The organism is Kibdelosporangium phytohabitans (assembly GCF_001302585.1).
Lineage (GTDB): Bacteria > Actinomycetota > Actinomycetes > Mycobacteriales > Pseudonocardiaceae > Kibdelosporangium > Kibdelosporangium phytohabitans.
Map to the genome: position 1 here is coordinate 559,837 of NZ_CP012752.1, position 25,659 is coordinate 585,495.

At 68.7% G+C, this 25,659-nt stretch carries 25 protein-coding genes; 10 read left to right on the forward strand and 15 right to left on the reverse strand.

The window, feature by feature from the left end:
• Positions 1–17 precede the first annotated feature (17 nt).
• Positions 18–632: a hypothetical protein gene (locus AOZ06_RS02650; RefSeq protein WP_063809948.1), complete on the forward strand. Its 615-nt coding sequence runs from the start codon at positions 18–20 to the stop codon at positions 630–632.
• On the forward strand, positions 629–1,516 hold the full coding sequence (locus AOZ06_RS02655; RefSeq protein ID WP_054287943.1) for a TIGR03619 family F420-dependent LLM class oxidoreductase: 888 nt from the start codon (positions 629–631) through the stop codon (positions 1,514–1,516). Before AOZ06_RS02650 ends, AOZ06_RS02655 begins: the two co-directional genes overlap by 4 nt.
• Here AOZ06_RS02655 and AOZ06_RS02660 read toward each other — a convergent pair.
• The 3 genes from AOZ06_RS02660 to AOZ06_RS02670 all read right to left on the reverse strand — a co-directional run bounded on the left by AOZ06_RS02660 (position 1,513) and on the right by AOZ06_RS02670 (position 4,312).
• Positions 1,513–2,253, reverse strand: a complete 741-nt coding sequence (locus AOZ06_RS02660; RefSeq protein WP_054287944.1) for a J domain-containing protein — start codon at positions 2,251–2,253, stop codon at positions 1,513–1,515. The two genes, AOZ06_RS02655 and AOZ06_RS02660, sit on opposite strands and share 4 nt — an antisense overlap.
• A gap of 98 nt (positions 2,254–2,351) precedes the next feature.
• Positions 2,352–3,692, reverse strand: a complete 1,341-nt coding sequence (locus tag AOZ06_RS02665; protein ID WP_054287945.1) for a caspase, EACC1-associated type — start codon at positions 3,690–3,692, stop codon at positions 2,352–2,354.
• A gap of 47 nt (positions 3,693–3,739) precedes the next feature.
• Positions 3,740–4,312: a peptide deformylase gene (locus tag AOZ06_RS02670; protein ID WP_054296375.1), complete on the reverse strand. Its 573-nt coding sequence runs from the start codon at positions 4,310–4,312 to the stop codon at positions 3,740–3,742.
• A gap of 158 nt (positions 4,313–4,470) precedes the next feature.
• On the opposite strand from AOZ06_RS02670, the gene AOZ06_RS02675 reads away from it, so the two are divergent.
• On the forward strand, positions 4,471–4,767 hold the full coding sequence (locus AOZ06_RS02675; protein ID WP_054287946.1) for a DUF3263 domain-containing protein: 297 nt from the start codon (positions 4,471–4,473) through the stop codon (positions 4,765–4,767).
• Positions 4,768–4,977: 210 nt separating this feature from the next.
• Here AOZ06_RS02675 and AOZ06_RS61610 read toward each other — a convergent pair whose 3' ends face one another.
• Positions 4,978–5,205 carry a hypothetical protein gene (locus AOZ06_RS61610; protein ID WP_335338356.1) on the reverse strand — a complete coding sequence of 76 codons (228 nt, stop codon included), beginning with the start codon at positions 5,203–5,205 and terminating at the stop codon, positions 4,978–4,980.
• A gap of 19 nt (positions 5,206–5,224) precedes the next feature.
• Here AOZ06_RS61610 and AOZ06_RS61615 point away from each other — a divergent pair, with 19 nt between their 5' ends.
• Positions 5,225–5,470, forward strand: coding sequence for a LytR C-terminal domain-containing protein (locus AOZ06_RS61615; RefSeq protein WP_335338357.1), 246 nt, complete (start codon positions 5,225–5,227; stop codon positions 5,468–5,470).
• An 86-nt stretch (positions 5,471–5,556) separates the two neighbouring features.
• Positions 5,557–6,465: a S1C family serine protease gene (locus tag AOZ06_RS02685; RefSeq protein ID WP_054287948.1), complete on the forward strand. Its 909-nt coding sequence runs from the start codon at positions 5,557–5,559 to the stop codon at positions 6,463–6,465.
• Positions 6,466–6,482: 17 nt separating this feature from the next.
• Here the strand turns inward: AOZ06_RS02685 and AOZ06_RS02690 are convergent, their stop codons facing one another.
• The 7 genes from AOZ06_RS02690 to moeA all read right to left on the reverse strand — a co-directional run bounded on the left by AOZ06_RS02690 (position 6,483) and on the right by moeA (position 14,931).
• Positions 6,483–8,726 (reverse strand): AAA family ATPase, encoded by a 2,244-nt coding sequence (locus AOZ06_RS02690; protein ID WP_054287949.1) that lies wholly within the window; start codon positions 8,724–8,726, stop codon positions 6,483–6,485.
• Between the two features lie 140 nt (positions 8,727–8,866).
• On the reverse strand, positions 8,867–10,510 hold the full coding sequence (locus tag AOZ06_RS02695) for an MFS transporter (protein ID WP_054287950.1): 1,644 nt from the start codon (positions 10,508–10,510) through the stop codon (positions 8,867–8,869).
• Complete coding sequence (locus tag AOZ06_RS02700) at positions 10,507–10,935, reverse strand: MarR family winged helix-turn-helix transcriptional regulator (RefSeq protein WP_218921924.1); 429 nt, start codon at positions 10,933–10,935, stop codon at positions 10,507–10,509. Before AOZ06_RS02700 ends, AOZ06_RS02695 begins: the two co-directional genes overlap by 4 nt.
• A gap of 70 nt (positions 10,936–11,005) precedes the next feature.
• A complete protein-coding gene (locus AOZ06_RS02705) occupies positions 11,006–11,761 on the reverse strand; it encodes a class I SAM-dependent methyltransferase (protein ID WP_054287952.1) in 756 nt (251 codons plus the stop codon).
• A gap of 32 nt (positions 11,762–11,793) precedes the next feature.
• Entirely contained in the window at positions 11,794–12,810 is a 1,017-nt protein-coding gene (gene pssA, locus AOZ06_RS02710) for a CDP-diacylglycerol--serine O-phosphatidyltransferase (protein WP_054287953.1), read from the reverse strand.
• A gap of 5 nt (positions 12,811–12,815) precedes the next feature.
• Positions 12,816–13,514, reverse strand: coding sequence for a phosphatidylserine decarboxylase (locus AOZ06_RS02715; RefSeq protein ID WP_054287954.1), 699 nt, complete (start codon positions 13,512–13,514; stop codon positions 12,816–12,818).
• Positions 13,515–13,710: 196 nt separating this feature from the next.
• On the reverse strand, positions 13,711–14,931 hold the full coding sequence (gene moeA / locus AOZ06_RS02720) for a molybdopterin molybdotransferase MoeA (RefSeq protein ID WP_236952050.1): 1,221 nt from the start codon (positions 14,929–14,931) through the stop codon (positions 13,711–13,713).
• 48 nt (positions 14,932–14,979) lie between these two features.
• Between moeA and AOZ06_RS02725 the strand changes: the two genes are divergently transcribed.
• The 3 genes from AOZ06_RS02725 (at position 14,980) to groL (ending at position 19,028) form a co-directional block, all read left to right on the forward strand.
• Entirely contained in the window at positions 14,980–15,666 is a 687-nt protein-coding gene (locus AOZ06_RS02725) for an AIM24 family protein (RefSeq protein WP_335338358.1), read from the forward strand.
• Positions 15,667–15,915: 249 nt separating this feature from the next.
• On the forward strand, positions 15,916–17,208 hold the full coding sequence (locus AOZ06_RS02730; RefSeq protein WP_083472544.1) for a serine/threonine-protein kinase: 1,293 nt from the start codon (positions 15,916–15,918) through the stop codon (positions 17,206–17,208).
• 197 nt (positions 17,209–17,405) lie between these two features.
• Positions 17,406–19,028, forward strand: coding sequence for a chaperonin GroEL (groL, locus tag AOZ06_RS02735; protein ID WP_054287957.1), 1,623 nt, complete (start codon positions 17,406–17,408; stop codon positions 19,026–19,028).
• 113 nt (positions 19,029–19,141) lie between these two features.
• Here groL and AOZ06_RS02740 read toward each other — a convergent pair whose 3' ends face one another.
• Positions 19,142–19,996, reverse strand: coding sequence for an SDR family oxidoreductase (locus tag AOZ06_RS02740; RefSeq protein WP_054287958.1), 855 nt, complete (start codon positions 19,994–19,996; stop codon positions 19,142–19,144).
• A 110-nt stretch (positions 19,997–20,106) separates the two neighbouring features.
• On the opposite strand from AOZ06_RS02740, the gene AOZ06_RS02745 reads away from it, so the two are divergent.
• Positions 20,107–20,709 (forward strand): TetR/AcrR family transcriptional regulator, encoded by a 603-nt coding sequence (locus tag AOZ06_RS02745; protein ID WP_054287959.1) that lies wholly within the window; start codon positions 20,107–20,109, stop codon positions 20,707–20,709.
• A 3-nt stretch (positions 20,710–20,712) separates the two neighbouring features.
• On the opposite strand, the gene AOZ06_RS02750 is transcribed toward AOZ06_RS02745, so the two are convergent.
• The gene (locus AOZ06_RS02750) at positions 20,713–21,030 is read right to left on the reverse strand and encodes a hypothetical protein (protein ID WP_054287960.1); all 318 of its coding nucleotides are present in this window, start codon (positions 21,028–21,030) and stop codon (positions 20,713–20,715) included.
• A gap of 154 nt (positions 21,031–21,184) precedes the next feature.
• On the opposite strand from AOZ06_RS02750, the gene AOZ06_RS02755 reads away from it, so the two are divergent.
• Positions 21,185–23,344, forward strand: a complete 2,160-nt coding sequence (locus AOZ06_RS02755) for a HelD family protein (protein ID WP_083472545.1) — start codon at positions 21,185–21,187, stop codon at positions 23,342–23,344.
• Between the two features lie 991 nt (positions 23,345–24,335).
• Here AOZ06_RS02755 and AOZ06_RS02760 read toward each other — a convergent pair.
• Both AOZ06_RS02760 and AOZ06_RS02765 read right to left on the reverse strand, forming a co-directional pair.
• Positions 24,336–24,809: a hypothetical protein gene (locus tag AOZ06_RS02760; protein WP_054287962.1), complete on the reverse strand. Its 474-nt coding sequence runs from the start codon at positions 24,807–24,809 to the stop codon at positions 24,336–24,338.
• Positions 24,806–25,411 (reverse strand): RNA polymerase sigma factor, encoded by a 606-nt coding sequence (locus AOZ06_RS02765; protein WP_054296377.1) that lies wholly within the window; start codon positions 25,409–25,411, stop codon positions 24,806–24,808. The genes AOZ06_RS02760 and AOZ06_RS02765 overlap by 4 nt, the downstream gene beginning before the upstream one ends.
• Positions 25,412–25,659 lie beyond the last annotated feature (248 nt).

Here is a 25,659-nt window from a genome sequence, read left to right on the forward strand (position 1 = left end):
CGGCGTACCGTTTCGCTGTGACCTCCGCTCCGGGCTTGCGGCAGCTGGCCAGACCCGACGCGGTCGCGCCGTGCGCCGACTGCGGTGAATTCGCCGGCCGCGGCTATCCGCAGTGCCCGGCGTGCGAGGACCTCGTGGACCGCTACTGGGCCGCGGACTGGCTGAACGCGCTGGCAGGCACCCCTTCGGACCTGATCTCGGCGGTGCTGTCCGACGACGGCGACACCTACCCGTGGACCTGTCTGGACTGGGCGTTGCGGCTGTCGAACTGCGCCGGCTGCGGGCGCGAGGCCACCACCGGCGAGATCGAATGCCCGTACTGCGCCATCGCCGAGGAGAAGCGCTGGCTCGCGGGCGGCGACATGACCCCGAACGAGCAGTTGTTACGACAGGCCCGGGTGGTCCTGCGGGCGCCGCACCGGCACCGGGCCTCACAGGTCGCGTACTGGCGCCTGGTGCTGCCGTTCCTGCTGACCGGCCACTGCTTCACCGCACGGCAGGCCCAGCGGCTGAGATCGTTCCTGATCGCGGGCCGCTACGCCGAGCTGGCGCATAGTACGTCATATGACGAACTGGCTTCGCTGCCGGACCTGCCGTGGCGGCAGAACACGGTTACTACCGTGGGAGCATGAAGATCGGATTCGGCGCCCCGGTCTCGGGCGCCTGGGCCACCCCCGACAACCTCACACGCTTCGCCGAGTCCGCCGAGGAGCTCGGCTACTCGTCGTTGTGGACCTTCCACCGGCTGCTGACCCCGGCCGACCGCGAGGCACTCGACCCGGTGTACCGGAGCGTGCTCGACCCGCTGGTGGCGCTGTCGTTCATGGCGGCGCGGACGTCCGCGATCCGGCTGGGCGTCTCGCTGATCAACTTCCCGTTCGTCTCGCCTGCCTACCTGGCCAAGCAGGCCTCGACGCTGGACGTGGTCTCCGGCGGCAGGCTCGACCTCGGTCTGGGCGCGGGCTGGCAGAAGGACGAGTTCATCGCCACCGGCGCGTCGATGGAACGCCGCGGCCCTCGGACCGTGGAGTACGTGCAGGTGCTGCGCACGCTCTGGACCGACGAGGTGAGCAGCTTCGACGGCGAGTTCTACACCGTTCCGCCGACCAGGATGGCCCCGAAACCGGTCGGTCCTCAGGTGCTGCTCGGCGGCGTCGCGCCCGCCGCGCTGAAACGGGCCGGGCGGATCGCGGACGGCTGGATGTCCCGCAGCGCCACCGACCTGGACGCGATCTCGGACGAGATCGCCGTCGTCCGCGAAGGTGCGGCGGAGGCGGGCAAGGACCCGGCCGCTGTCCGCGTGGTCGTACGGGGCGTGGTGCGTCCCGGCGAGCGCACGGGACGCCTGTCGGGATCGTTCTCGCAGATCCGCGCGGACGCCGAGTGGCTCGGCGAGCAGGGCGTGACGGAGTTGTTCTACGACCTGAACTGGGACGAGCGGATCGGCAACCCGGACGTGTCGACCGAGAGCGCGACCGAGACCGCGCAGGAGCTCCTGGAAGCGCTCAAGCCCTAGGTGACGATCACGTACCCCTTGTCCAGCAACCTGGAGACGGTCGGGTAGTCGGCGACGTAGTCGACCAGGATGGTCGCGCGTCGCTGATAGCCCGACGGGATCCGCCGCCGGTAGTCGACGACCATCGGCGCGGTGCCCAGCAGCAGCGCCGCGCACGCCGTCCAGAAGGTCACCTGCGCGCCGACGGGAAGGCTCGAGAAGCCCAGGAGGAGACAGCCGGCGACGTAGAGGACGGCGGCGACGAGCGCGGCGGAGAACACCACGAAGTCGGAAGTCGCCATCGGCAGCTTCGGGATCGGGGTCTTGCAGGTGTCGCAGTGCGGGATGGCGACGATGTGCGCCGGGGAGCCGCGCTTCTCCATCCTGACGTGCAGCGACGGCTGGCCGCGGCGCCATTCGCACTTCCAGCACGGGCCGGGCGTCCAGTCGCGGACCGGCCGCAGCGACCCGGGGTACCGCTTCCTGTACTGGCCGGACTTCCGCGGCTCGGACTCGCCCGTCGGCCACGACTGCCTCGGCCTGGGCACGCGTGACGGGCGGGCGTTGTCGTAGCTCGCGCGCTTGTCCGGGTCGCTCAGCGTCTCGAAGGCCAGTTGCACGAGGCGGAACTGCTCCTCGTCACCGTCGGCCAGGTCGGGGTGGACCTGCTTGGCCAGTCGCCGGTGCGCTGTCCTGATCTCATTGGCGGACGCGGTCCGTGACACTCCCAAGACCGCGTAGAAGTTGGGTTGCCGCACTCTTCCCCCTGGCCAGATGCTCCTTCAAAGACGACGATATGCCTCAGCGGAGCACACCGGCAACGCCCGACCGGAGGTCGCCTCCGCCGCCTCGTCGATCACTGCCCGGCCGGCGGAACCGGCGAACTCGAAGGACTGGTGTAGTCGGCGGTCACGATGACGATGATCCCCGCGTCGTCGTTCTCGATGTCCGTGAACCGGGCCTCCGCTCTCAGGCCCAACTCGGTGGCGAGAATACGGGCTGCCGATTCCTCCGCGGTGCCGGGGCGGAAGAACACGGCAGTTTTGGGGACTTTCGGCTGGTAGTTCCAGATGTCGACTGATGTCCAGCCCAATTTGCGAAGATCGGCGACCGCCGTGTCGGCGATGTCTCGCCTTGTCGGGTGGTTGTTGTAGACCGACACTCGCTGTGACTTGACAGTTGATGGTGGTTCCGCGGTGGGTGGCTCCTGATTCCCCGCGGGCGGTGGTCCGATGGATTGCGTAGTTTCCTGTGCCGGAGGTGATGGACTGCTGGTGGTTGGTGATCCCGGTTGACCTGAGCTGGGCTTGTTCCACAGGTCCGCCGTGCCGAGAAGGACCCAGAATCCGGCTATGACCACGGCCAGAATGGTCGCCAGGACTCCGATTTTCGGCACTCGCGGCTTTCGGTCCGGACGAACGGCGCTATCTTCTGGTGCGGGCTCGTCCGCGGATGTTCCGGTTTGGTGAAGCGCTGGGTTCCGGGTCAGGGCCAATCGGTCGGCGCTGTCGGTTCCCCGCTGTGCCGGCTTCGGATATCCCTTGCTCACCATTCCTGTGCTCAACCGGGCGTACAGCGTGCGCAGGTCGAGCAGCTCCGGGCCGTCCGGAATGCCGTCCCGCAGGAGAGTCAGGAGCTCGTCGGTGAACGCGGTGTGGGTGGCGCCGACCGGGGCGCGGGACAATGAGTTCGGCGGTGCCGAGGTCAGCGTGTACGTACCGGATATCTCGACTTGGCCCGATATCGGCTCGCCCATGAATCCCCGCGCGGCCCGGCCGCTGTAGCAGCAGTCCAGGATCAGCACCCGGTTGACCGCCGGGCAGTCCAGGAACACTTCCCTGATCAGGTCGAACGACAGCGCGCTCACTCGGAGATGGTCGACATCGGTGCCGCCGAGCGCCAGGTAAAGATCATTGTGCGCGGGGCCGGTCAAGCCGTGACCGGCGTAGTACACGACGAATGTGTCGGTCGCCAGGGCGGCTTGCCTGCGCAACAATCGGGAAACGTCAAGTGCGGATGTCGGGTCGGCGACTACCGAACAATGTTTTCGTTGGAAGCCGCCCCACCGGTCGTCGGTGAGGGCGGCCACCATTCCGTCAAGATTGTTTCGAACTGCCGGCAGGTCGGGGAGCGACTGGTACGCGCTCGCGCCGATCAGTACCGCGTGGGAACGTCCGGGATCCGGCAGCCGCGACATCGACTCGCAATTCCTTCGTGGAAGTGCTCGGGCCGCCGAATCATACGTCAGTCCTGGAACGGGTCCGGTTCGCTGGCCGGGTCCCACGACAGGCCGGGGACACCCCAGCCGTTCTGCTTGAGCATCTTCTTCGACTGCTTGGCGTACCGCCCCACCAGCCGGTCCAGGTACAGCAGGCCGTCGAGGTGATCCGTCTCGTGCTGCAGGCAGCGGGCGAAGAAACCGGTGCCCTCCACCGTGATCTCGTTGCCTTCGATGTCCTGGCCGGCGACACGGGCCCAGCTCGCGCGGCCGGTCGGGTAGGTCTCGCCCGGCACGGACAGGCAACCCTCGTAGTCGTTGTCCGGGTCCGGCATGGTTTCCGGGCGTTGCGTTGTCTCCAGCACCGGGTTGACCACGAGGCCGCGGTGGCGCACGCCTTCGTCGTCCGGGCAGTCGTACACGAACAGCCGCAGCGGGATGCCGATCTGGTTGGCCGCGAGGCCCACCCCGTTGGCAGCCGCCATCGTCTCGAACATGTCTTCGACCAGCTGCTGCAGTTCGGCGTCGAATGTGGCAACTTTGTCAGTGGGGTTGTGCAGAACTGGGTCACCGACAACGCGGATGGGGTGTACGGCCATGGTCAGCATGCTATCCAGCGGCGACACCTTGATCCGGACGCGCCGGGTGATATGGCGGACAGCCGTCAGCGGGGGCGTGATGTAATGACACAGCGGAAATCACACTCGTGTGATTCCCAGACGGGTACGGGATTCCCGAGCGCGAGCCGAGGAGCCGGATGGACGCCGCAGAGGCACTGGTCCCCGAGGGCGGGCCGCAGGACGGCCTGACCGAGCGGGAACGGGTGATCCTCGCCTTCGAGCGCCAGTGGTGGAAGTACGCGGGCGCGAAGGACCAGGCGATCAGGGAGATCTTCGGGATCTCGCCGACCCGTTACTACCAGTTGGTCAACGACCTCATCGAAAAGCACGAAGCCCTGATGGCCGATCCGCTGCTGGTGAAGCGCCTTCGCCGGTTGCGCAGTGGCCGCGTCCGGGTTCGTGGAGCACGAAGGCTGGGTGTCACCAAACCATGAGCGAGCTTGCGAGCGAATCATCCAGCACAGGGCCGTGCTCATGCGACACACGCAAGCACGGCGGTAAGCACGCATGAGCACCCCGGAGCAGTCTTCCGGCCCCACCCGGCCGGCGCGCCTGGCCGGGATCGGTCTGCTCGCTCTCGCACTCGTGGCGGTGGTGATCGGAATAATCCAGCTGGTCGGGGGTGACGACTCGGATCCGTCCGCTCAGCCGCCGCCGTCCTCCGAATCGCAGCAACCGCCGCCCGCGTCAAGCGGTGAGCCGAGTGTTCCAAGTAGTGCGCCGCAGTCGCCACAACCGCCGTCGCCGCCGAGCAGCGCGAGCGCGCCCGCGCCGCCGTCTCCGACGACCAGCGCTGCTCCGCCACCACCGGTGACCCAGCCGCCTGCCCCGCCGCAGACGCCGAACCGCTCCGAGCCGGTGCGCGTGCTCAACAACAGCACGATCCACGGTTTGGCGGACCGTGCGGCCAACGACATCCGCGGTGGCGGATGGAACGTCGTGCTGGTGGGCAACCACCAGGGCCGCGTTCCGGTCACGACCGTCTACTACCGGTCGGGCACGGCCGAGGAGCCGCAGGCCAAGGAGCTGGCGCAGCAGTTCGGCATCAGGGCTGAGCCGAGGTTCGACGGCATCAAGGACGCCGATCCGGGCATCATCGTGATCGTCACCAAGGAGTACAACCCGAAGTCCAAGTAGGGATCCCCTGCTCAGCGGGTCCGTGGAACACGCACGCCCAGGTAACGTTGTATGTGGGTGCAACGGTGTAATCACGGCAATGGGCGGTGGTGGCTGTGGACGAGTACTCCAGGACAGTGGTCTCCGTCGCCAGATCGGTGACCCCGCACGTCGCGAGCGTGCGATTGGACAACGGCAGCGGCTCAGCCGTGGTGTTCGAGAACGGTCGGCTGCTCACCAACGCACACGTCGTCGGCACCGCCAGACGCGGCACGGCCACGTTCGCGGACGGCAGCGACGCCTCCTTCGAGGTCGTCGGCGCCGACCCGCTGTCAGACCTGGCCGTGCTGAGCGCGAGCGGTGACATCCCGCCGCCCGCGACGCTCGGCGACGCCGACCAGCTGGAAGTCGGCCAACTGGTCGTGGCGGTCGGCAACCCGCTCGGCCTCAACGGCTCGGTCACGGCCGGGGTGGTGAGCGCGCTCGGCCGGGCTTTGCCGGTGCGGCAAGGCAAAGCGGCCCGCGTGATCGAGGACGTCATCCAGACCGACGCGGCGCTCAACCCCGGCAACTCCGGTGGGGCGCTGGCGGACTGGCAGGGCCACGTGGTCGGGATCAACACGGCGGTGGCCGGCTTCGGGCTGGGCCTCGCGGTGCCGGTGAACGTGACGACCACGCGGATCGTGCAGACGCTGATCGCCGACGGCCGCGTCCGCCGGGCGTTCCTCGGCCTGGTCAGCATGCCCGCTCCGCTGCCGGACGACGTCGCCGCGCGCACCGGCCAGAAAGCGGGCCTGCGAGTGGTCGAGGTCGTGGCGGGCAGCCCGGCGCACCGGGCCGGGCTGCACGCGGGCGACCTCGTGCTCACGGTCGGCCGCAAGCAGGTCAGCGACGCACAGGGCATCCAGAAGCAGCTCTTCGCCGAGGCGATCGGCGCCGAGCTGCCGGTGACGGTGCTGCGTGGCGGAGCGATGGTCGACGTCTTCGCCACACCGACCGAACTGTCCATCCGCTAGCGGCTTGGCTGCCCGGGTCAGCGGGATTTGGCGTACGCCTCGAGCGAGGCCAGCTGGGCGGGGTCGAGGGACGGGCGGACCGTCTCCCTGGCCTCGTCCAGGTGCGCGCCCGTGACCACAGTGGCCTCGAGCGATTCGCGCATCGCGGTCAGCGCGGCCTCACGGATCAGGGCCGCGCAGTCCGCGGCCGAGTAGCGGTCGAGGCTCTCCGCCAGGACATCCAGGTCGACGTCGTCGGCCAGCGGGGTGTTGCGGGCGGACGAACGCAGGATCGCCGCACGGGCCTCGCCGTCGGGCGGTGGCACGTAGATGATCCGCTCCAACCGGCCTGGTCGCAGCAAGGCCGGGTCGATCAGCTCGGGCCGGTTGGTCGCGCCGACCACGATCACGTCCCGCAGCGGTTCGACACCGTCCAGTTCGGTCAGCAACGCGGCGACCACGCGGTCACCGACGCCCGAGTCGCTGGACTGGCCGCGGCGCGGGGCCAGCGCGTCGACCTCGTCGAGGAAGATCATGGTGGGCGAGGCCTCCGCGGCCCGGCGGAACAGTTCACGCACGGCCCGTTCGGACTCGCCGACCCACTTGTCCATCAGTTCCGCGCCCTTGACCGACATCACGTTCAACCGGCCGCTACCGGCCAGCGCGCGGATCAGGAAGGTCTTGCCGCAGCCGGGCGGGCCATAGAGCAGGACACCGCGCGGCGGTTGGACACCAAGACGGGCAAAGGAATCCGGGTACTGCAACGGCCACAGCACGGCTTCGGTGAGCGACTGCTTCACCTCGGCCATGTCGCCGACGGCGTCCAGCGTCAGCCCGCCGGTCTGCAGGTTGTCCGAAGAGGACATCGAGGTCGGCCGGACGGTTTCCAGTGCGCCGACGAGGTCATCCGACGAGACCTTCGGCTCCGGCGAGTCCTTCTGCCGCAGCGCGGCGCGCACCGACGCTTCCCGGCGCAACGCGACCAGGTCCGCGACGACGAAGCCCGGCGTGCGGTCGGCGACGACCCCGAAGTCCACATCGGACTCCGTTGGCACGTCGCGCATCAGCACGCGCAGCAGCTCGGTCCGGACCTTGCTCGTGGGCAACGCAAGCGCGAGCTCGCGGTCGAGCAGCTCGACCGTGCGCAGCCGCGGGTCGATCGCCTCGGGGTGCGCTGTCGTCGCGACGATCGCCAGGCGTGGCGTGTTCACCGCGTTGAGCAACGAATCCAGCACGATCGTGGCCACCGGAGGGGGATTGGAGCCGGGCAGCAACGAGTCCACATCGGTCACCAGCAGCACTGCCGGTGTGCCGCGCTCGGCCTCGGCGATGGCCGCGCGGATCTGACCCGCGGCGGCGTTCGCCTCCAGTACGGCGATCGACGGCGCGGCGACCTCGATGATCCTGGCATCCACCGCGTTGGCCACCGCGCGGACCAACGTCGCCTTGCCGACGCCCTCCGGGCCGCTGACCAACGCGCCGAGCCGGGGTGCGGCCCCCAGCTTCTGCAGCAGTTCCGGGCGCTGGAAAGCGAGTTCCAGCCATTCGGTGAGCTTGCGGGCCGCGTCGACCGCCCCGACAAGGTCGGCGACCGGCAGCGGTGTCTCCGACGGTGACGTGTCGAGCTCCTCGGCGACGATCACCGCGTCCTCGATCACCTGGCTCTGCGCCGTGGCCTGGGTGGTGCCCGCGGCGAGCTGGGCCGGTTGCGCGCCGCCGCGCGCGCCGTCCCGCCAGTTGACCACTGTGGACGGTGCGACCGCCACGGCGCCGTCCGGGTCGGACGCGGTGATGGTGATCAGCTCGTTCGTCCAGGTCATGCCGATGGCCTGGGACAGCCGTTGCCGCGCCGCGGTCACGTCCGCGCCGGGCGGCGGCGCTAGGTCCTGCGGCAGCAACGAGACCGCGTCGCCGACCGTGAACACCTTGCCCATCAGCGCCAGCCGCAGCGTCTGCGGCGTGACCGATGTCGTGGCCAGCCGCGACCCGGCGACCGTGATGGACCTGGCGGCCGACACGGTCGCCGGCGAGACGACGACCTCAGAGCCCTCGACGATGCCGAGGTTCGTCAGCGTGATGTCGTCGAGCAGGGCGACACCGGGCAAGTCCGCGCTCTCGGCGGCCAACGCGGCGCTCGGGCGCGCGCCGATCAGCCGGACCGCGTCCCACTGCCGCAGGCCGAGGGCGTCAAGGACCTCCGGGTGCAGCCGCACGACACCCCGCCGGGTGTCGATGGCCGACGGGGACAATCGAGCGGTCAGCGTGATCTGCGGTGAACTCACGGACGCAGCTTACGGCCGGTTTGGTTGCGCTGGTCGTTTACGCCACGCAACGCGTCCGACGCCGCCCTGTCCACGACGGCGAGTAAGCACCCAGCGGTGTCGGCTGCGTGGGGCGGGGTGGAAATGACCGGCTCTGGCGATCAAGCCCTGCCGAGCGGAGCGAGGTCATTGGACACATTGAGGGCTGGGTTGACGATCAGGATGTGCGCCTTGGCGTGGCGCCAGAGCTCCTGGCTGACGCTGTTGTCCATCAACGCGGGCAGCCCGCCGTGCCGTGGCGCGCCGACCACGATGGCCTTGGCGCCGAGCTTGCCGGCGTAGTCGGCGATCAGGCGCCCGACCTCGCCGTGGTCCGTCGCGCCGGTCAGCACCTGGCCGACTGTGCCTTTCACCCTGGCGACCTGCTCACGGATCAACGCGTCGGCCGCCTGCGGGTCCTCGCTGACAGTCGCAGCCTGCTCCTGGACGTGGATCACGTGGACAGTCCGGTTGTGCAGCGTCGCCAGTTTCACGGCGGCGTCGACCACTGCGTCGGCCGTGGGGGAGTCGTCGATCGCGGCCACGATGGCGTTGCCCGGTGCCACGGGCGCGGCTTCCGCGCCGTCCTCGGCCTGCACCCGCTCGGCCTCAGCGAGTTCCTTGCGGGCCAACGAAAGGACGCCGATGCCGATGACCAGTGCGCCTGCCGCGATGTAGAACGGCACGTGCACGTTGGTGGCCTCGACCAGTTTGCCCGCCGCGAACGGCGCGAGGCCGCCGCCGATGAACCGCACGAAGCCGTACGCCGCGGACGCGATCGGCCGTTCGACCGGCGCGACCGTCATCACGGCCTGGGTGGTCACGGTGTTGTTGACGCCGATGAACACCCCGGCGACGATCACCAGCGCCACGAGCGTCGCCGTGGAGTCGGTCCAGATCGCGATACCCAGGACGACCAGCGCGAACAGGGCCAGGTTGAGGTACAGCGTGCGGGCGATGCCGAACCTGCGCTGCAGCCGGGGAGCTCCGAACACCGAGAAGATCGCGACCAGCGCGCCCCAGCCGAAGAACACGAAACCGAGCTCGATCGCCCCGAGGTGCATCGGGAACGGCGCATAACCCAGCACGGTGAAGAACGCCCAGTTGTAGCAGAGCGCGGTCAGCGACAGAATCAGCAAACCCCGGTGCCGCAACGCTTTCAGCGGCGCTGTGATGGATGTCCGCTGTGCTGGTTTCGGTAGCGGCTCGACCAGTACGACGGTCGCGATCAGCGCGATCGCCATCAGCGCGGCCACGCCGAAGAACGGCCCGCGCCAGCTGACCTCACCGAGCAGCCCGCCCAGCAGCGGCCCGACCGCGATGCCCAGGCCCAGTGCGGTCTCGTACAGGATGATCGCGCCGACGAACCCGCTGGTCGCCGATGCCACGATGACCGCGAGCGATGTCGCGATGAACAGGGCGTTGCCCACGCCCCAGCCGGCGCGGAAGCCGACGATCCCGCCGATGCTGTCCGACGCGCCCGCCAGCGCGCTGAACACCACGATGATCGCCAGACCGGTGATCAGCGTCTTCTTCGCGCCGATCCGGCTGGACACCCAGCCGGTGATCAGCATCGCGACCGCGGTGATCACCAGGTAGCTGGTGAACAGCAGGGTCACCTGGCTGGGGGTGGCGTTCAGGTCCGCGGAGATCGCGGGCAGGATCGGGTCGACCAACCCGATGCCCATGAACGACACGACGCACGCGAAGGCGACCGCGAACACGGCCTTCGGCTGCTTGAACGGACTGCTGGTACTGGATTTCATGTCAGGGCCCCGGCGTGGTCGGTCAGTGCGTTGATCGCGGGGACCGCGGCGGCCAACGCTTCGTGGTGTTTCGGGTCGAGCCCGCTCAGCAGCTCATCGAGCCGCTCGGTCTTGACCTGTCTGCGGTAGGCGAGCTGGGCGCGTCCCGCGTCGGTGACGTGCAGCTGGATGGCGCGGCGGTCGGCGTCGTCGGTCACGCGTTCGACGAGCCCGGCGTCGCCCAGCCGCGAGATCAACTGGGTCATCGCGGGCTGGGACACGTTCTCCGAGACCGCGAGCTCGGTCAGCCTGCGCGGCCCGAGCCGGTCGAGGGTGGACAGCACGGCGGCGGCTGTGATCGACATGCCCGTGCCTTGGCTGAGCTGCTTCATCAGCCGGGTCACGCTCTCGATCGCCAGCACGAGTTCGGCGGCGGGAAGAGTCACACAAAAAGTTGTATCACGCACTTATGTAATTGCAAACGCGTGGCCGCGTGGTGTGCGCCACGGGGAGCGGTCAGGCCTTACGGGCCTCGAACAACGTCCGGCTGCTGTGCGCGACGAACGGGCCGCCGGCGGCGATCCGCTCATGCAACTCACGCAACCGCGGCAGGTACGCGGCCGAAGTGAAGCCCGGCACCATCCAGATCACCTTGCGCAGGAAGTACACGACCGCGCCGACGTCGAAGAACTCCATCCGCAGCCGCTCGGTGCGCACGTCGACGACCTGCAACCCCGCCGCCTCGGCGTCAGCGCGTTCCAGGTCCGGATGACGGCCGTTGCGCGTCTCGTCCGGCAACGGGCCGAGGAAATACTCGACCAGCTCGAACACACTGGCCGGGCCGACGTGCTGGGCGAAGTACGTGCCGCCTGGCCGCAGCACCCGTGCGATCTCACCGAAGTACGGCTTCACCGGGTGCCTGCTGACCACGAGGTCGAACGCACCGTCCGCAAAGGGCAGCGGCGGTTCCTCGGGATCGGCGACAACGGCCGTTCCCAACGGGTGCAGCAACGCGGTCGCTTTGGCCACATTGGGCGGCCACGCTTCCGTGGCCACGCACACCGGCGGGCGTTCCGGGACGCCGGCGAGGACTTCACCACCGCCGGTCTGGATGTCCAGCGCGGCCCTCGCGACGGCCATCCGGTCGCCCATGGACCGCTGGTAGCGCCACGAAGGCCGGGCTTCGGTCGCCCGGCCTTCGAACCACGAGAAGTCCCAGCCTTCGGTCGGCGCAGCGTCGGCCTCGGCCACCAGTTCGTCAAACGACCGCATGTCCCGATCATGCGGGACCACGCAAGTCGAAATCAGCGGTCACGCGGTGGCCGCGGCTGACGGCGCAACCCGATCCGGCGCCAGCTGCGCCGCTTCGGCGTCGGCCCCAGCACACGCGGTTGCTGCTCAGGCGGCTGGTACGACTGCCAACCCGGGTGCAACTGCTCGTTCTCGTCCGGCCTGCGACCACCGATGCGGACACGACGCGCGACACCCGCCACACGGCGGCGCAGCGGCGGCCGCAGGCCCAGCCTGCGTGCCTGGCTGCGGATCGCCCTGCGCTCACGCGGCGGCACGTCCCACGCCTCGGGGTGGTGGGCCAGCCAGTGCTTGCGGCGCACCGCGTACGGGATGTGCAGCAAGTAGACGATCAGGAAGATGCCCAGCGCCGCGATCGGGTACGTGACAACGGCCGCGGCCAGCGCCGTGACGCTCACCAGGACCGGCACGACCATCCGCGGCGGCACCCGCACGGTCTTCACCGACAGCGTGGGGATCCGGCTGATCAGCAGGGCGGCCACCGCGACCGCCCACACCATCACCACGCGCTGGTCGGTCCACCAGCCCTCGGCGCGGTCGAACTCCAGCCACACGATCATCGGCAGCAACGCGAGCATGCCACCGGCGGGCGCGGGCACGCCGACGAAGAACTCCTTGGCGTACGGCGGCTGGTTGGTGTCGTCGAGCAGGGTGTTGAAGCGCGCCAGCCGAAGGATCATGCAGACCGCGAACACCAGCGCGAAGATCCACCCGAGACGGTTGGCGTCCTCGCCGAGTTTCCATTGGTACAGCACGAGAGCGGGCGCGACGCCGAACGCGATCGCGTCCGAGAGCGAGTCCAGCTCCGCGCCCATCTTGCTGGTGGCGTCCAGCAGGCGGGCGATCCGGCCGTCCAGGCTGTCCAGGATGGCCGCGGCGAAGATCGAGGCGAGCACGGCCTCGTAGTTGCCGTGCAGCGCGAACTGCACGGCCGACAAGCCCGCGCACATGGCGAGGACGGTGATCGCGTTGGGCAGTAGTCGAACTCCTGGGGCGGTACGCGCCGCCATCTGGCTCAGCCTCCCAGTTCGGCGATGACGGTCTCGCCACCGATCGTCCGCTGGCCGGGCTCGACAAGCACACGGCTGCCGATCGGCACGTAGGTGTCCACTCGGGAACCGAACCGGATCAGCCCGTACGTGGCGCCGGCCGCGACCTTGTCGCCCTCGTCGATGTGGCACACGATCCGCCGGGCCACCAGGCCCGCGATCTGCACGACGACCAGCTGGTGGCCGTCCTCGGTGCGCAGCAGCACCGTGTTGCGCTCGTTCTCCTCGCTGGCCTTGTCCAGGTCCGCGGAGAGGAACTTGCCGGGGTGGTAGATCTTGCGCAGCACCTCGCCGGACGCGGGCACGCGCTGGACGTGCACGTCGAACACCGAGAGGAACACGCTCACCCGAAGCATGGGGGCGTCGCCGAGGCCGAGCTCCGGTGGGGCGACGACCTCGGAGACCTGCGAGACCGTGCCGTCAGCCGGGGCGACGGCGAGTCCGGAGCGGCTCGGGGTGACCCGTTTCGGCTCGCGGAAGAACCACGCCGTCCAGCCGGTGAGCACCGCGCCGACGACGCCGAGTGGCCGCCAGACCTTGCGCAGCACGAGCGTGAGCGCGGCGGCGGCGAGCACGAACGGGCGGCCAGCCGGGTTCATGGGTGGCACGATCCCGCGCGCCAGCTCGACGAAATGGGCGACGGGACGTTGCGGGGAAGAAGTCACTGCGGCCTTTTCCTGATCACGACGGGTGATGTGTGTCCCCAAGTCTGCCCGACTTGGTGCGACCAGGTGCCGATGCATCCCCCCGACGATGCACCGGCACCCGTCGGTTCACCAGTGCCGACACCTGGTGAATACCCGGTTTCCCCAGTTTAAAGGGCCGTAAAGGTGGGATCAATGGCTCTTCGTACGCCTCCCGTCACCGGGTGAGCATGAGCAGTTCGACATCCGCGCCCTCCGCCACCACCGTGACGTCCTCCGGGATCTCGATCAGGCAGTTGGCCTGCGCGAACGCCATCAGCAGGTGCGAGCCGGGGCCACCGACCGGCACAGCCTGCACGGACCCCGCGTCGTAGAAGCCGCGGCGGTACTGCTTCCTGCCTGCCGGGGACTTCATCTCGCTGCTGGCCTTCGCGCGCACCCGTGCCCGGTCGGTGTCCGGACGCCCCATCGCCCGCAACAACGCGGGCCGTACGAACAGCTCGAACGACAGCGCCGCACTGACCGGGTTGCCGGGCAGTGTGACAACGGGCAACCCCATGTACGTGCCGAATCCCTGCGGCCCACCAGGCTGCACGGCGACCTTGAGGAACTCGACGCCCTCACCGGCCAGAGCGTCCTTGACCACCTCGTACGCACCCGCGCTCACGCCACCGGTGGTGATGAGCAGGTCATGGTCGTCCAGATGCGGCTTGAGCGCCTCGTACAGGGCGTTCACGTCGTCGGGGACTGACCGCAGGACATGGGCGACGCCACCGATCTCCTGCACGGCGGCGGCCAGGTGCACGCTGTTGGACTCGTAGATCTGCCCCGCGACCAGCGGCGTCCCCGGCTGCACCAGCTCCGTGCCGGTGGACAGGATCAGCACACGCGGTCGACGGCGCACGGGCAGGTGGGACAACCCGAGCGCGGCCAGGAACCCGAGCTGAGGTGGCGCGAGGACGGTTCCCTTGGTCAGGACCGTGTCGCCCTCGCGTACGTCCTCGCCCGTCCGGCGGAGATGCGTGCCGACGTTGACAGGCGAGAAGATGCGCACCTGCTGCACACCCGAGTCCGTCAGCTCCACCTGGACAACCGAGTCCGCGCCGGGCGGCACCGGCGCGCCGGTCATGATCCGGTGCGCGGTGCCGGGCAGCAGCGGCACGACGTCGGTCCGTCCGGCCGGGATGTCCTCGGACACCGGCAGCTCGACGGGGTTCTCCTCGCTGGCGCCGACGACGTCGACGGAGCGCACGGCGTACCCGTCCATGGCGGAGTTGTCGAACGGCGGCAACGCGATGGGTGCCGTCACATCCTCGGCGAGCACGAGCCCGAGGCAGTCCGCCACCGGAAGTCGCTCGATCGGCAGGTCGGCCACCAGTGCGTGGATGGTCGCACGGTATGAATCGACGCTGCGGAGTCTGGTAGCTGTGTTCGGCACGCATGCATCCTGCACCGTGGCGGACAGCAACGACATAGTGACGAGTGCGTGACGTGCGAGACTCTCGACGCGACGCAGGCTGATCTTCGGAGGGGAACGTTGCAGGTCCGGACCCGACACACCCCTGCGTACGGCGTGGCCAGGCTGCTGCTCGCGCCGAGCGAGGCGATCCAGGCCGACTACGACCTGATGCTCTCGGCGAGCTACGGCGTGCAGATCGACGTGCGGCCCAAGGGCGGTGCGCGAGGCAAGCGCGCGCACCCGACGCTGTTCACCGCGCCGCCGGAAGGCGGGTGGGTCGACGTGGCCCCGGCGTTGCCCGGCGAGGTGTACACGCTCGAACTGGAGGGCATCACGGGCTGGTGCGTGACTCGGGGCGTCTCACTGGCCGCGTCGAGCACGATCCGGTACGACTCGGCCTGGCAGGCCTTCCGGCCGATGTTCGGCGCCGAGACGGGCTTCCTCGACCACGTGTCCGGCCAGGGCTCCGTGGTGCTCGCCTCGTGCGGCGCGCTCGACGTGGTCAACCTGGAGCCGGGTGCCGCGATCACCGTCACACCGGCCTGTCTCGTGGCCTACACCGAGGGCACCCAGACCCGGTTGCGCGCGGCCAGCCAGTCGGTGCCGCAGTCGATGCGCACCGGCGAGGGGCTGCTGCTCGACTTCGCCGGCCCGGGCCAGGTGCTCACCCAGACGCGCAAACCCCAGAGCATGATCGCGGCCCTGAGCTCCTGACGGAAGCCGACGGGTGACTGGTTTGGTCGTACCGGTGCCGGTTTGGTCGCGCCGGTCGTTGACGCCACGCAACACGCCCGGCATCGCCCCAGCCCGGCTGGTGAGCAGGTCACGGCGAAGATGCCGGTCGCGTGGGGCGGGGTGGCAACGCTCGGCTTCCGGCGACCAAACCCGTCCTCGCACCGCGAGGACAGTCAAATCAGCGGATACGCCCACGTGCGCATCCGGGCGGACGTTAGGCTGCGCTCCGTGTCGGAGGACCTCACCGGGCGTCGCCTAGGGCATTACCGGATCGACGGTGTGCTTGGCCGTGGCGGCATGAGCGTCATGTACAAGGCCACCGACGTCCGGCTCGGTCGCAAGGTGGCCCTCAAGGTCATCGGCGAGCACCTGGGTGAGGACGCGGAGTTCCGGGAGCGGTTCGTCGACGAGGCGAGAAACACCTCCGCGATCGACCACGCCAACGTCGTGCCGCTGTACGACTTCGGTGAGGTCGACGGCCTGCTCTACATCGCCATGCGCCTGGTCGACGGCTCCGACCTGGCCAGCATCATCCGCGACGGCCCGATCGCGCCGGAGCGCACGCTCTCGCTGCTCGGGCAGGTCGCCGAGGCGCTGGACACGCTGCACGACCGCGGCCTGGTGCACCTGGACGTCAAACCGGCGAACGTGCTGGTCACGAGCAGGGAGACCTCGACCGAACACGTCTACCTCGCCGACTTCGGCCTGACCAGGCGCGGCGCCACCGGTCACCGGACCCGCAGCGGGGACTTCCTCGGTTCGCCGACGTACGCCGCGCCGGAGCACCTGCGCGGTGAGCCGGTGGACGGTCGCACGGACGCCTATTCGCTGGCGTGCGTGCTGTTCGCGTGCTTGACCGGGCGGCCGCCGTACCAGGGCAAGGTCCCCGAGGTCATCCAGGGGCACCTCAACCTCGACCCGCCGGCGGTCACCGGGATCGTCGCGTTGCCGCAGCCGATCGACGAGGTGATCCGCCGCGGCATGGCCAAGGACCCGAAGGTCCGCTACCCGGACTGCAAGGCGCTGATCGGCGCGGCACGCCAGGCGCTGCAGCAGGCGGCGCGCAGCGAGCCGCCGCGTGCGGCGACCGCGCAGCCCACGCCGCCGCCCCAGCAGCAGGCGTACCGGCCCGCGCAGGGCCAGCCCGTCCAGGCGCAGCAGCAACAGCCACCTCAGCAGCCCCAACAGCCGCCGGGCCCGGGGGATTTCCACCGGGTGCGCCCGCCGACACCGGTCGGCTCGTCGGCGTTCACGTCCGACAAGGGCGGCAAGCGGTGGCTGGTGCCCGTGCTGGTCGGTCTCGTCGCGATCGCCGTCGTCGTGCTGGTCGTCATCCTGCTGACGAGCAACGGCGGCAGCGGCAACGGGGGCGGCGGTGGCCAGGACGACACCACGTCCAAGCCGCAGATCCCCGTCGGCGAGAACCCGTCGAGCACCACCAAGCGCCCGTCGAGCGGCACCGTGACGACCCGGCGGACGCTGCCGACCCTCACCAACCTCTCCGGGATCCCAACCGGCTGACCTGCGTTTCTTGCACTCGTCCACGTCGAGTGCTAAACACGTGTTAGCACTCGCTAGAGTTGAGTGCTAGTCGGGATGGTGAGACCGGGTCACCCCTCGGTCGTCCGTCGCGGGCGCCACACCTGGCTGAGCAGTGTTCGTCGTGGGGCAGTGCCTCACGACCCCAACGTAAGCAAGCAGGCGGAGGACACACCGCAATGGCCAAACTGATCGCGTTTGACGAGGACGCGCGCCGCGGACTCGAGCGCGGCCTGAACACCCTCGCCGACGCCGTCAAGGTGACGCTCGGCCCGAGGGGCCGGAACGTCGTGCTCGAGAAGAAGTGGGGCGCGCCGACCATCACCAACGACGGCGTCTCCATCGCCAAGGAGATCGAGCTCGAGGACCCGTGGGAGAAGATCGGGGCCGAGCTCGTCAAAGAGGTCGCCAAGAAGACCGATGACGTAGCCGGTGACGGCACCACCACGGCCACTGTGCTCGCCCAGGCGCTCGTGCGCGAGGGCCTGCGCAACGTGGCCGCCGGTGCGGACCCGCTGTCGCTCAAGCGCGGCATCGAGCAGGCCGTCGAGGCCATCACCGAGCAGCTGCACAAGGTCGCCAAGGAGATCGAGACCAAGGAGCAGATCGCTGCCACGGCCTCCATCTCCGCCGCTGACACCACGATCGGCGAGCTGATCGCCGAGGCGCTGGACAAGGTCGGCAAGGAAGGCGTCATCACCGTCGAGGAGAGCAACACCCTCGGGCTCGAGCTGGAGCTCACCGAAGGCATGCGCTTCGACAAGGGCTTCATCTCCGGTTACTTCGTGACCGACCCCGAGCGTCAGGAAGCGGTCCTCGAGGACCCGTACATCCTGCTGTTCGGCTCCAAGATCTCGAACGTCAAGGACCTGCTCCCGCTGCTGGAGAAGGTCATGCAGGGCGGCAAGCCGCTGCTGATCATCGCCGAGGACGTCGAGGGCGAGGCCCTGGCGACCCTGGTCGTGAACAAGATCCGCGGCACCTTCAAGTCCGTCGCCGTCAAGGCGCCCGGCTTCGGTGACCGCCGCAAGGCGATGCTGCAGGACATGGCCACCCTGACCGGCGGCCAGGTCATCAGCGAGGACGTGGGCCTCAAGCTGGACAACGCCGACATCACGCTGCTGGGCAAGGCCCGCAAGGTCGTCGTGACCAAGGACGAGACCACGATCGTCGAGGGTGCGGGTGACGCCGAGCAGATCCAGGGCCGCGTCAACCAGATCCGTGCGGAGATCGAGAAGAGCGACTCGGACTACGACCGCGAGAAGCTGCAGGAGCGCCTGGCCAAGCTGGCCGGCGGTGTCGCGGTGATCAAGGCGGGCGCGGCCACCGAGGTCGAGCTCAAGGAGCGCAAGCACCGCATCGAGGACGCTGTGCGCAACGCCAAGGCCGCCGTGGAGGAGGGCATCGTCGCCGGTGGTGGCGTGGCTCTGCTGCAGGCTGCCCAGGAGGCGTTCGCCGGTCTGAAGCTGACGGGCGACGAGGCCACCGGTGCCAACATCGTCAGGGTCGCCGTCGAGGCGCCGCTGAAGCAGATCGCCATCAACGCCGGCCTCGAGGGTGGCGTCGTGGTGGAGAAGGTCAAGGGCCTCAAGCAGGGCGAGGGCCTGGACGCCGCCACCGGCGAGTACCGCAACCTGATCGACGCGGGCATCCTCGACCCGGCCAAGGTGACCCGGTCGGCGCTGCAGAACGCGGCTTCGATCGCGGCGCTGTTCCTGACCACCGAGGCTGTCGTGGCCGACAAGCCGGAGAAGGCCGCTGCGGCCCCGGCCGGCGACCCGACCGGCGGCATGGACTTCTGATCGAGTCCGCCACCGCGAGGTAGGTAGCAGAACACCAGCGCTGCGCCCCAGGGAAATCTCCTTGGGGCGCAGCGCTTTTTCGCGTGCCGGCGGCGAGGTCGTGAGCACGGCGGTCAGTTCGGTGCGGGAACGGCTTTCTCGGCCGCACGGCTGACGTCTTCCCAGCCGGCCCAGGTGTCCATGCGCTGCTTGGAGATGTCGAACGCGAGGTCGTAGACCATGCTGCCGAGCAGCAGGCGCAGCGGCGGGTTGTCGCTGTCGACGAGTTTGAGCACCGCTTCGGCAGCCAGTCGCGGTTCGCTGTCGATCGATCCCTCCGCCCACTGCTTGGCCAGTTCTTCGCGCAGCGGGTCGTAGACGGGGTTCGGGGTGGTCGCCGTGCTGCTGGTGTAGAGGTCCGTCCAGTAGCCGCCCGGCTGCACGATGGTGACCCGTACGCCGAACTGGGCCGCCTCCGCTGCCAGTGCTTCGCTCATGCCCTCCAGCGCGAACTTGCTGGCGCTGTAGAGCCCGGTGCTGGGGAAGCCGCCGAGCGCGCCGATGCTGGAGATCTGCACGACGTGCCCGCTGCGCTGGGTCCGCAGCTGCGGCATGACGGCCTGGTTGACCCAGAGCGCGCCGAAGAAGTTCAGCTCCAGCTGGGCGCGGGCCTGGGCTTCGGTGAACTCCTCGATCATCCCGGCGAACAGCGCTCCGGCGTTGTTCACGACGATGTCGAGTCTGCCGAAGTGCTGGACCGCCTTGCCGACGACGTCGAAGACGGCCGCGCGGTCCGTCACGTCCAAGGACAGGGCGAGGACGCGGTCCGGGTGCTGCTCGACGAGGTCGTCGAGCGGGGTGACGTCCCGTGCCGCGCCGACGACCCGGTCACCGGCCGCGAGCGCGGCCTCGGTGAAGGCGCGGCCGAGACCGCGGCTTGCGCCGGTGATGAACCAGACACGGGAGTCGGTGGCGCCTGAGGTGGTCATTCGTGGTCCCTTCGCTGGCGAGACGAACCGTTCCGTCTCGTCATGCGGTGAACAGTACACTGTTGCGCGAACATGTCAAGACGGACCGTCTCGTCTCGCTATTTGTTAGGATGCGGTCTGTGTCACAGAAGGCCACTCCTGACGCCAGTCGCCGCAGCGAGACCGCACGGCGAGCCATCCTCACCGCCGCGCTCGACCTGGTCGGCAGGGTGGGGTACGCGAAGCTCACGATCGAGGGCATCGCCACGGCCGCGGGCGTCGGCAAGCAGACGATCTACCGCTGGTGGCCGTCGAAGGGGTCGATCCTCTTCGACGCCTTCCTCTCGCTCACCACGGACCAGCAGGACGGGGCGCTGCCCGACACCGGCGACCTGGCCGCCGACCTGAAACTGGTGCTGCGCGCCACCGTCGACGAGTTGCAGGACCCGGGTTTCGACCTGCCCATGCGCGCGCTGCACACCGAGATCGTGCACGATCCCGTTCTGGCGGCGGACTATGCGACTCGGCTGGACGAGCCGATGCGGGAGTTGAAGCGCGACCGCTTGCGTGCCGCGCAGCGGGCCGGGCAGATGAGCGAGGATGTCGATCTCGACGTGGCGGTCGACTTGCTGTTCGGGCCGATCCTCAACCGGTGGGTGCAGCGCACCGGGCCGTTGACGCACGAGTACGTCGATCTGGTCGTGGACACGGCGTTGCGTGGTCTCAAGCCCTGACGGTCACGCCGCGATGAGCACCATCAGCAGCGTTGTCGCCATCGCGCCGAGGATCAGCGTGCCGCAGCCCAGCGCCAGTACTTTGCCCATTGCCTTGACACGGATGGAAACCACGACCGATCCCACTGCCGCCGCGATCGGCACGAGCGCGCACAGGACCAACGAGCCTGTGCTGGGGCGGGTGGTGGAGCCGAGTACGGCGGCGAGGATCTCCGTGGCGAAGAAGGCGCTGAACGCGCCGACGGTGGCCAGCCCGAACGCGCACAGCAGGACGACCAGCCGGGCGACACCGGTATTGGGCGAAGGCCCTTCGTCTTCCATGGGGAAAGCTTAGTGCGATCCGCAATAACGAATGCTATTGTGGGCGTTCGCGGCACACGAGGAACCGGCAGCGATTTAAGCTATAGCGAGATAATAGCGAAGGGAATGCGGGTTGTCAAGCGGGGAAATTGAGCTCGAACAACAGGTCGTGTCGATGCTGTACGGCCGTCTGGACGATCTGCGCACGCGGACCGCCGGGCAGTTGGCCAAGGTGCTCAAGGATTCCAGCGGCACCCCGCAGGCGCGCACCGAGCGGGAAGCCGCGAACGTCATGTACTCCCAGCAGTTGGCGCAATACAACGCTGTCGAGAACGGGTTGTGTTTCGGCCGTCTCGATTTCGACGACGCCTCGCACCAGCACATCGGCCGGATCGGCATATTCGACGAGGACGACGACTACGAGCCGCTGCTGATGGACTGGCGCGCCCCCGCCGCCCGCCCGTTCTACCTGGCGACCGCCGCGGCGCCGGACGGCGTGCGCCGCCGCAGGCACATCCGCACGAGCATGCGCAAGGTCACCGCGATCGACGACGAGGTGCTCGACCTCGACGCCGCGGACCCGACCCGGCACGAAGGCCTGACCGGCGAGGCGGCGTTGCTCGCCGCGGTGAACGCCAACCGCACCGGCCGGATGAACGACATCGTCCAGACCATCCAGGCGGAACAGGACAAGATCATCCGGTCCGGCCTGAACGGCGTCCTCGTCGTGCAAGGCGGCCCGGGGACGGGGAAGACCGCGGTCGCGCTGCACCGCGCGGCCTACCTGATGTACACCTACCGCGAGCAGTTGTCCCGGCGCGGCGTGCTCGTCGTCGGCCCGAACGCGACTTTCCTGCGCTACATCGGCCAAGTGCTGCCGTCGCTCGGCGAGACGGGTGTCCTGCTGTCCACAGTGGGCGAACTGTTCCCCGGGGTGGAGCCGGACCGGACGGAACCCGTGCACGTGGCCGAGATCAAGGGCCGGATCGCGATGGTCGACGTGCTCAAGGCAGCCGTGCGCGACCGCCAGCGGGTGCCCGACGACTTCCTGGAGATCGAGTTCGAGCGCGAAACCCTCAAGCTGGACAAGAAAACCTGCGTGCAGGCCCGTGCGGTGGCGCGGCGCTCGCGGCGCGTGCACAACAAGGCCAAGCCGCTGATCGTGCCGACGATCCTGGACGCGCTCGCCCGCCAGTACGCCGACCGGATCGGCTCGGACCCGTTGGGCGGGGCGAACCTGCTCGAAGACGCCGACATCGAGGAGATCAAGCGCGAACTGGGCGAGTCACCCGAGGTGCAGGAGGCGATCGACTGGCTGTGGCCGATCCTGACCCCGCAGGAGCTGCTGGCGGACCTGTTCGAATCGCCGGAACTGCTCGCCTCGGCCGCGCCCGCCTTCCCGGAACTGAGAAGACAACCAGGCGGCTGGACGGTAGCGGACGCGGCACTGCTCGACGAAGCAGCGGAACTGCTGGGTGTCGACGACTCGAAAGCCAAGGCAGCCGAGGCACGCAGGCAACAGGAGGAGATCGACTACGCCAGCGGCGTACTCGACATCCTCGACCTGCACGACGAAGCCGACCCGGAAATCCTGATGGCGACGGACCTGATCGACGCGGGAAGACTGGCTGGACGACACGGGGAAATCGACCACAGGACAGCGGCCGAACGCGCCGCGGACGACCGCGAGTGGACCTTCGGACACGTGATCGTGGACGAGGCGCAGGAACTGTCGGCGATGGCCTGGCGTGTCCTGATGCGCAGGTGCCCCAGCAGATCCATGACGCTGGTGGGAGACGTGGCCCAAACGGGGGACCCAGCGGGAACAACCTCGTGGGAGACGGTACTGGAGCCCTATGTCGAAGACCGCTGGCGAATGGAACACCTGACGGTCAACTACCGCACGCCATCGGAGATCATGGCAGTCGCCGCGGACGTACTCGGCCCAGACGTGGAAGCACCGACATCAGTTCGTGACGCCGGAGTGGATCCCTGGCACAGGGAGGTTTCCGACATGGAAGCACGGCTGCCGGAGATCATCGCGAAGGAAGCAGCGGAAATCGGCGACGGCCGACTGGCGGTGATCGTGCCAGCCGGGTTCAGCGGTGCGGCGCCGGACGTCGACCTGGAGAGCCAGGTATCGGTGCTGACTGTCTGGCAGGCAAAGGGCCTGGAGTTCGACTCGGTTCTGGTAGTGGACCCCGCCCGAATCCTCGGCGACTCCCCCCGAGGCGCGAATGACCTGTACGTCGCGCTGACCCGGGCAACCCAACGACTCGGCGTCATCCACCCAGCGAAGCTGCCGGAGAGCCTGTCCCGCCTGGTCAAAGCCTGAGAAGACCTGCCAAGAAAGATCCTAGGAGGCGCGCCCACCCGCGAGCGCTCACAAAGACCAGCCACAAACGACTTGCACACCAACAGAAACCCGCCCACTGCGGCTAACACACAAGCGCAGAACCAAGCCCACAACGGCTTGCCCGGCATTGCCTGCCCGGTGAAGCGACACCCAACCCACCACGGCGAGCGCGCCAACGGTGACCGGTCCATCAGTTGGTCGGACAAAAGTTGTCCGATCGGTTGAGCAGTAGCCAGCCAAGGCGACGAGTGCGCCAGCGTGGACGGTCCATTTCCGGCCCGAGCGAGGTCACCCGGCGATCAAGCGGTAGCCCAGCCCACCACGGCGAGCGCGCAAGCGCAGGACCAGCCGAGCAGTCTAAGCGGTAGCCAGCCCTGAGCGGCGTGCGCGTTAGCGCAGAGGAGCGCCCACGCCTCTCAGTACACACACCGAGGAGTTCAAGCATCCGGCAGGAAGAACACACACCCTCGGCTCCTGCCTTGAGGTCTGCCTCCCGGCGAGGGACCCGCTTGTTCCGTGCTCACATCCCAGCTATGCCCCGGTGTGTCGAACGCTGCGGTTCAGTGCACGGAACAAGATGTCCCTCGCCGGGAGCAGACCTCGGGGCAGGAGCTTGTGTTCGGTGTCCTTCGTTTCCACGGCTCGGGCCCCAGGTGTGTGTCCTTCGATGCGCGGGTGCTCCTGCCCGTCGACCTGCCCGGAGGGAACCACGGACTGTCAAGAGGTCCGTTGGGCCTGCGCTGATGGCCGCGAGAGACGTGGGCGGACCTCCTGACAGTCCGTGGTTGGCGTAGCCCAGGCCGACGGGCAGGAGCACCCCCGAACCACCCCTCTACGCTGGCGCGCACGTCGCTGGCCCGCGCTGGTGCGCAAGCCGAGACGCGAACGTCAACTCCGTCCAAACTGCACAGCAACCTCGCGTTGGCATGCATGTGAAGCTGGGCCCACCGACTACGAAGACGCTCTGAAGCTAAAGCAGGACTGTCGGCGTGACCACTGTCCGTGCTGGCGGGCCGTCGAGCTGAATGATGATCTGCGTTGTCCCACGGGGGACGCCGTCCAGGACGAACCGGCCGCCTTCGTCGGCGGTCGTCTCACGTGAGCCGTGCTCGGCTACCCGGACCTCCACGGCGTGCTCGCCTGCGGGCACCAGCCAGCCGTCGATCCGGTTGTTCTCGCCGATCCTGGTCAGGTTGATCATCACTGTCAGGTCGCTCACCGTGAACGTGATCGTTCCCTGGTCGCCGCCGCGCACTCCGGCCAGCGAGTCGGCTCGCACCCAGCGCGCCACTTCCACGTCCAGGTCTTCCAGGGCGATCGCGAACTGGATCCGTTCAACCAGTCCCGCCGGGGGCGGGTCGAACTCGTCGATCATCTTGTCCAGGTCCGCGAGGATCTCGTCGTCGGGATACGCCTGACCTCCCGTCGGATCGATCTTCGTCATCCGCCGCCCCCTTCGGTGTCCAAGAGCTCCCTCAGCGTGTTCAGGCAGCGTCCTCGTGTCGGGCCGATGCTGCCACGCTTCATCTGCATGGCCTCGGCTACCAGGCGGTACTCGGTCCGCCCCGCGAGTACGGTCAGCCTGAGCAGTTCCTGGCACTTCTCCGGCAGCTCGCCGAACGCGCGCCACAGCCTGGTGTCGCGGTCCGCGCGGAGTGCCTCGTCTTCCGGTTGCGGCTGGGTGCTCGGCAGCTGCTCGGCCATCTCGTCGCTGAGCGGCAGGTCGTTCGCGCCCTTTGTGCGTGCCCGCTGTGCTTCCCTGCGGGTGGTGGTGATCAGCCAGCTCGCCAGGGCTTTCGGCTCGGCCAGCGAGTCGATGTGGCTGAACAGCGCGAGCCAGACTGTCTGCACGACGTCTTCGGCGCTGGTGCGGTCGAGGCCGTTGCCCCGTGCGACGTGCCACACCAACGGCGTGAGGTCCTTGACCAGGGTTGCTCGCGCGATCCGGCTGCCTGTTCTCGCCGCGTGCAAGCACACCGCATAGCGCTCGGCGCCGTGCAGACCCTCCCATGGTGGGTCCGCTTCCGCGGTTCGAACGTCAGTCACCACGCCCACCCCGTTCTGGGTGTCGTCCTTCAGCTGGCGACGGAAGTATCGCGACCATCGTGAAGTACATGACCGGCGAGATGCCGTCTGGATACATAACTCACCCGAATAGCCTATCTCGTAGGTGCGTAACGGCGTCTGTGAACCGACCGTGATCAGGCAGTTCATCGCCACTCGCCCGCTCGGGGGACATTTCGGCCGAGGTGGCGTGCCGCGGTGTGACGCAGATCGACGTGGCCCGGATCGAC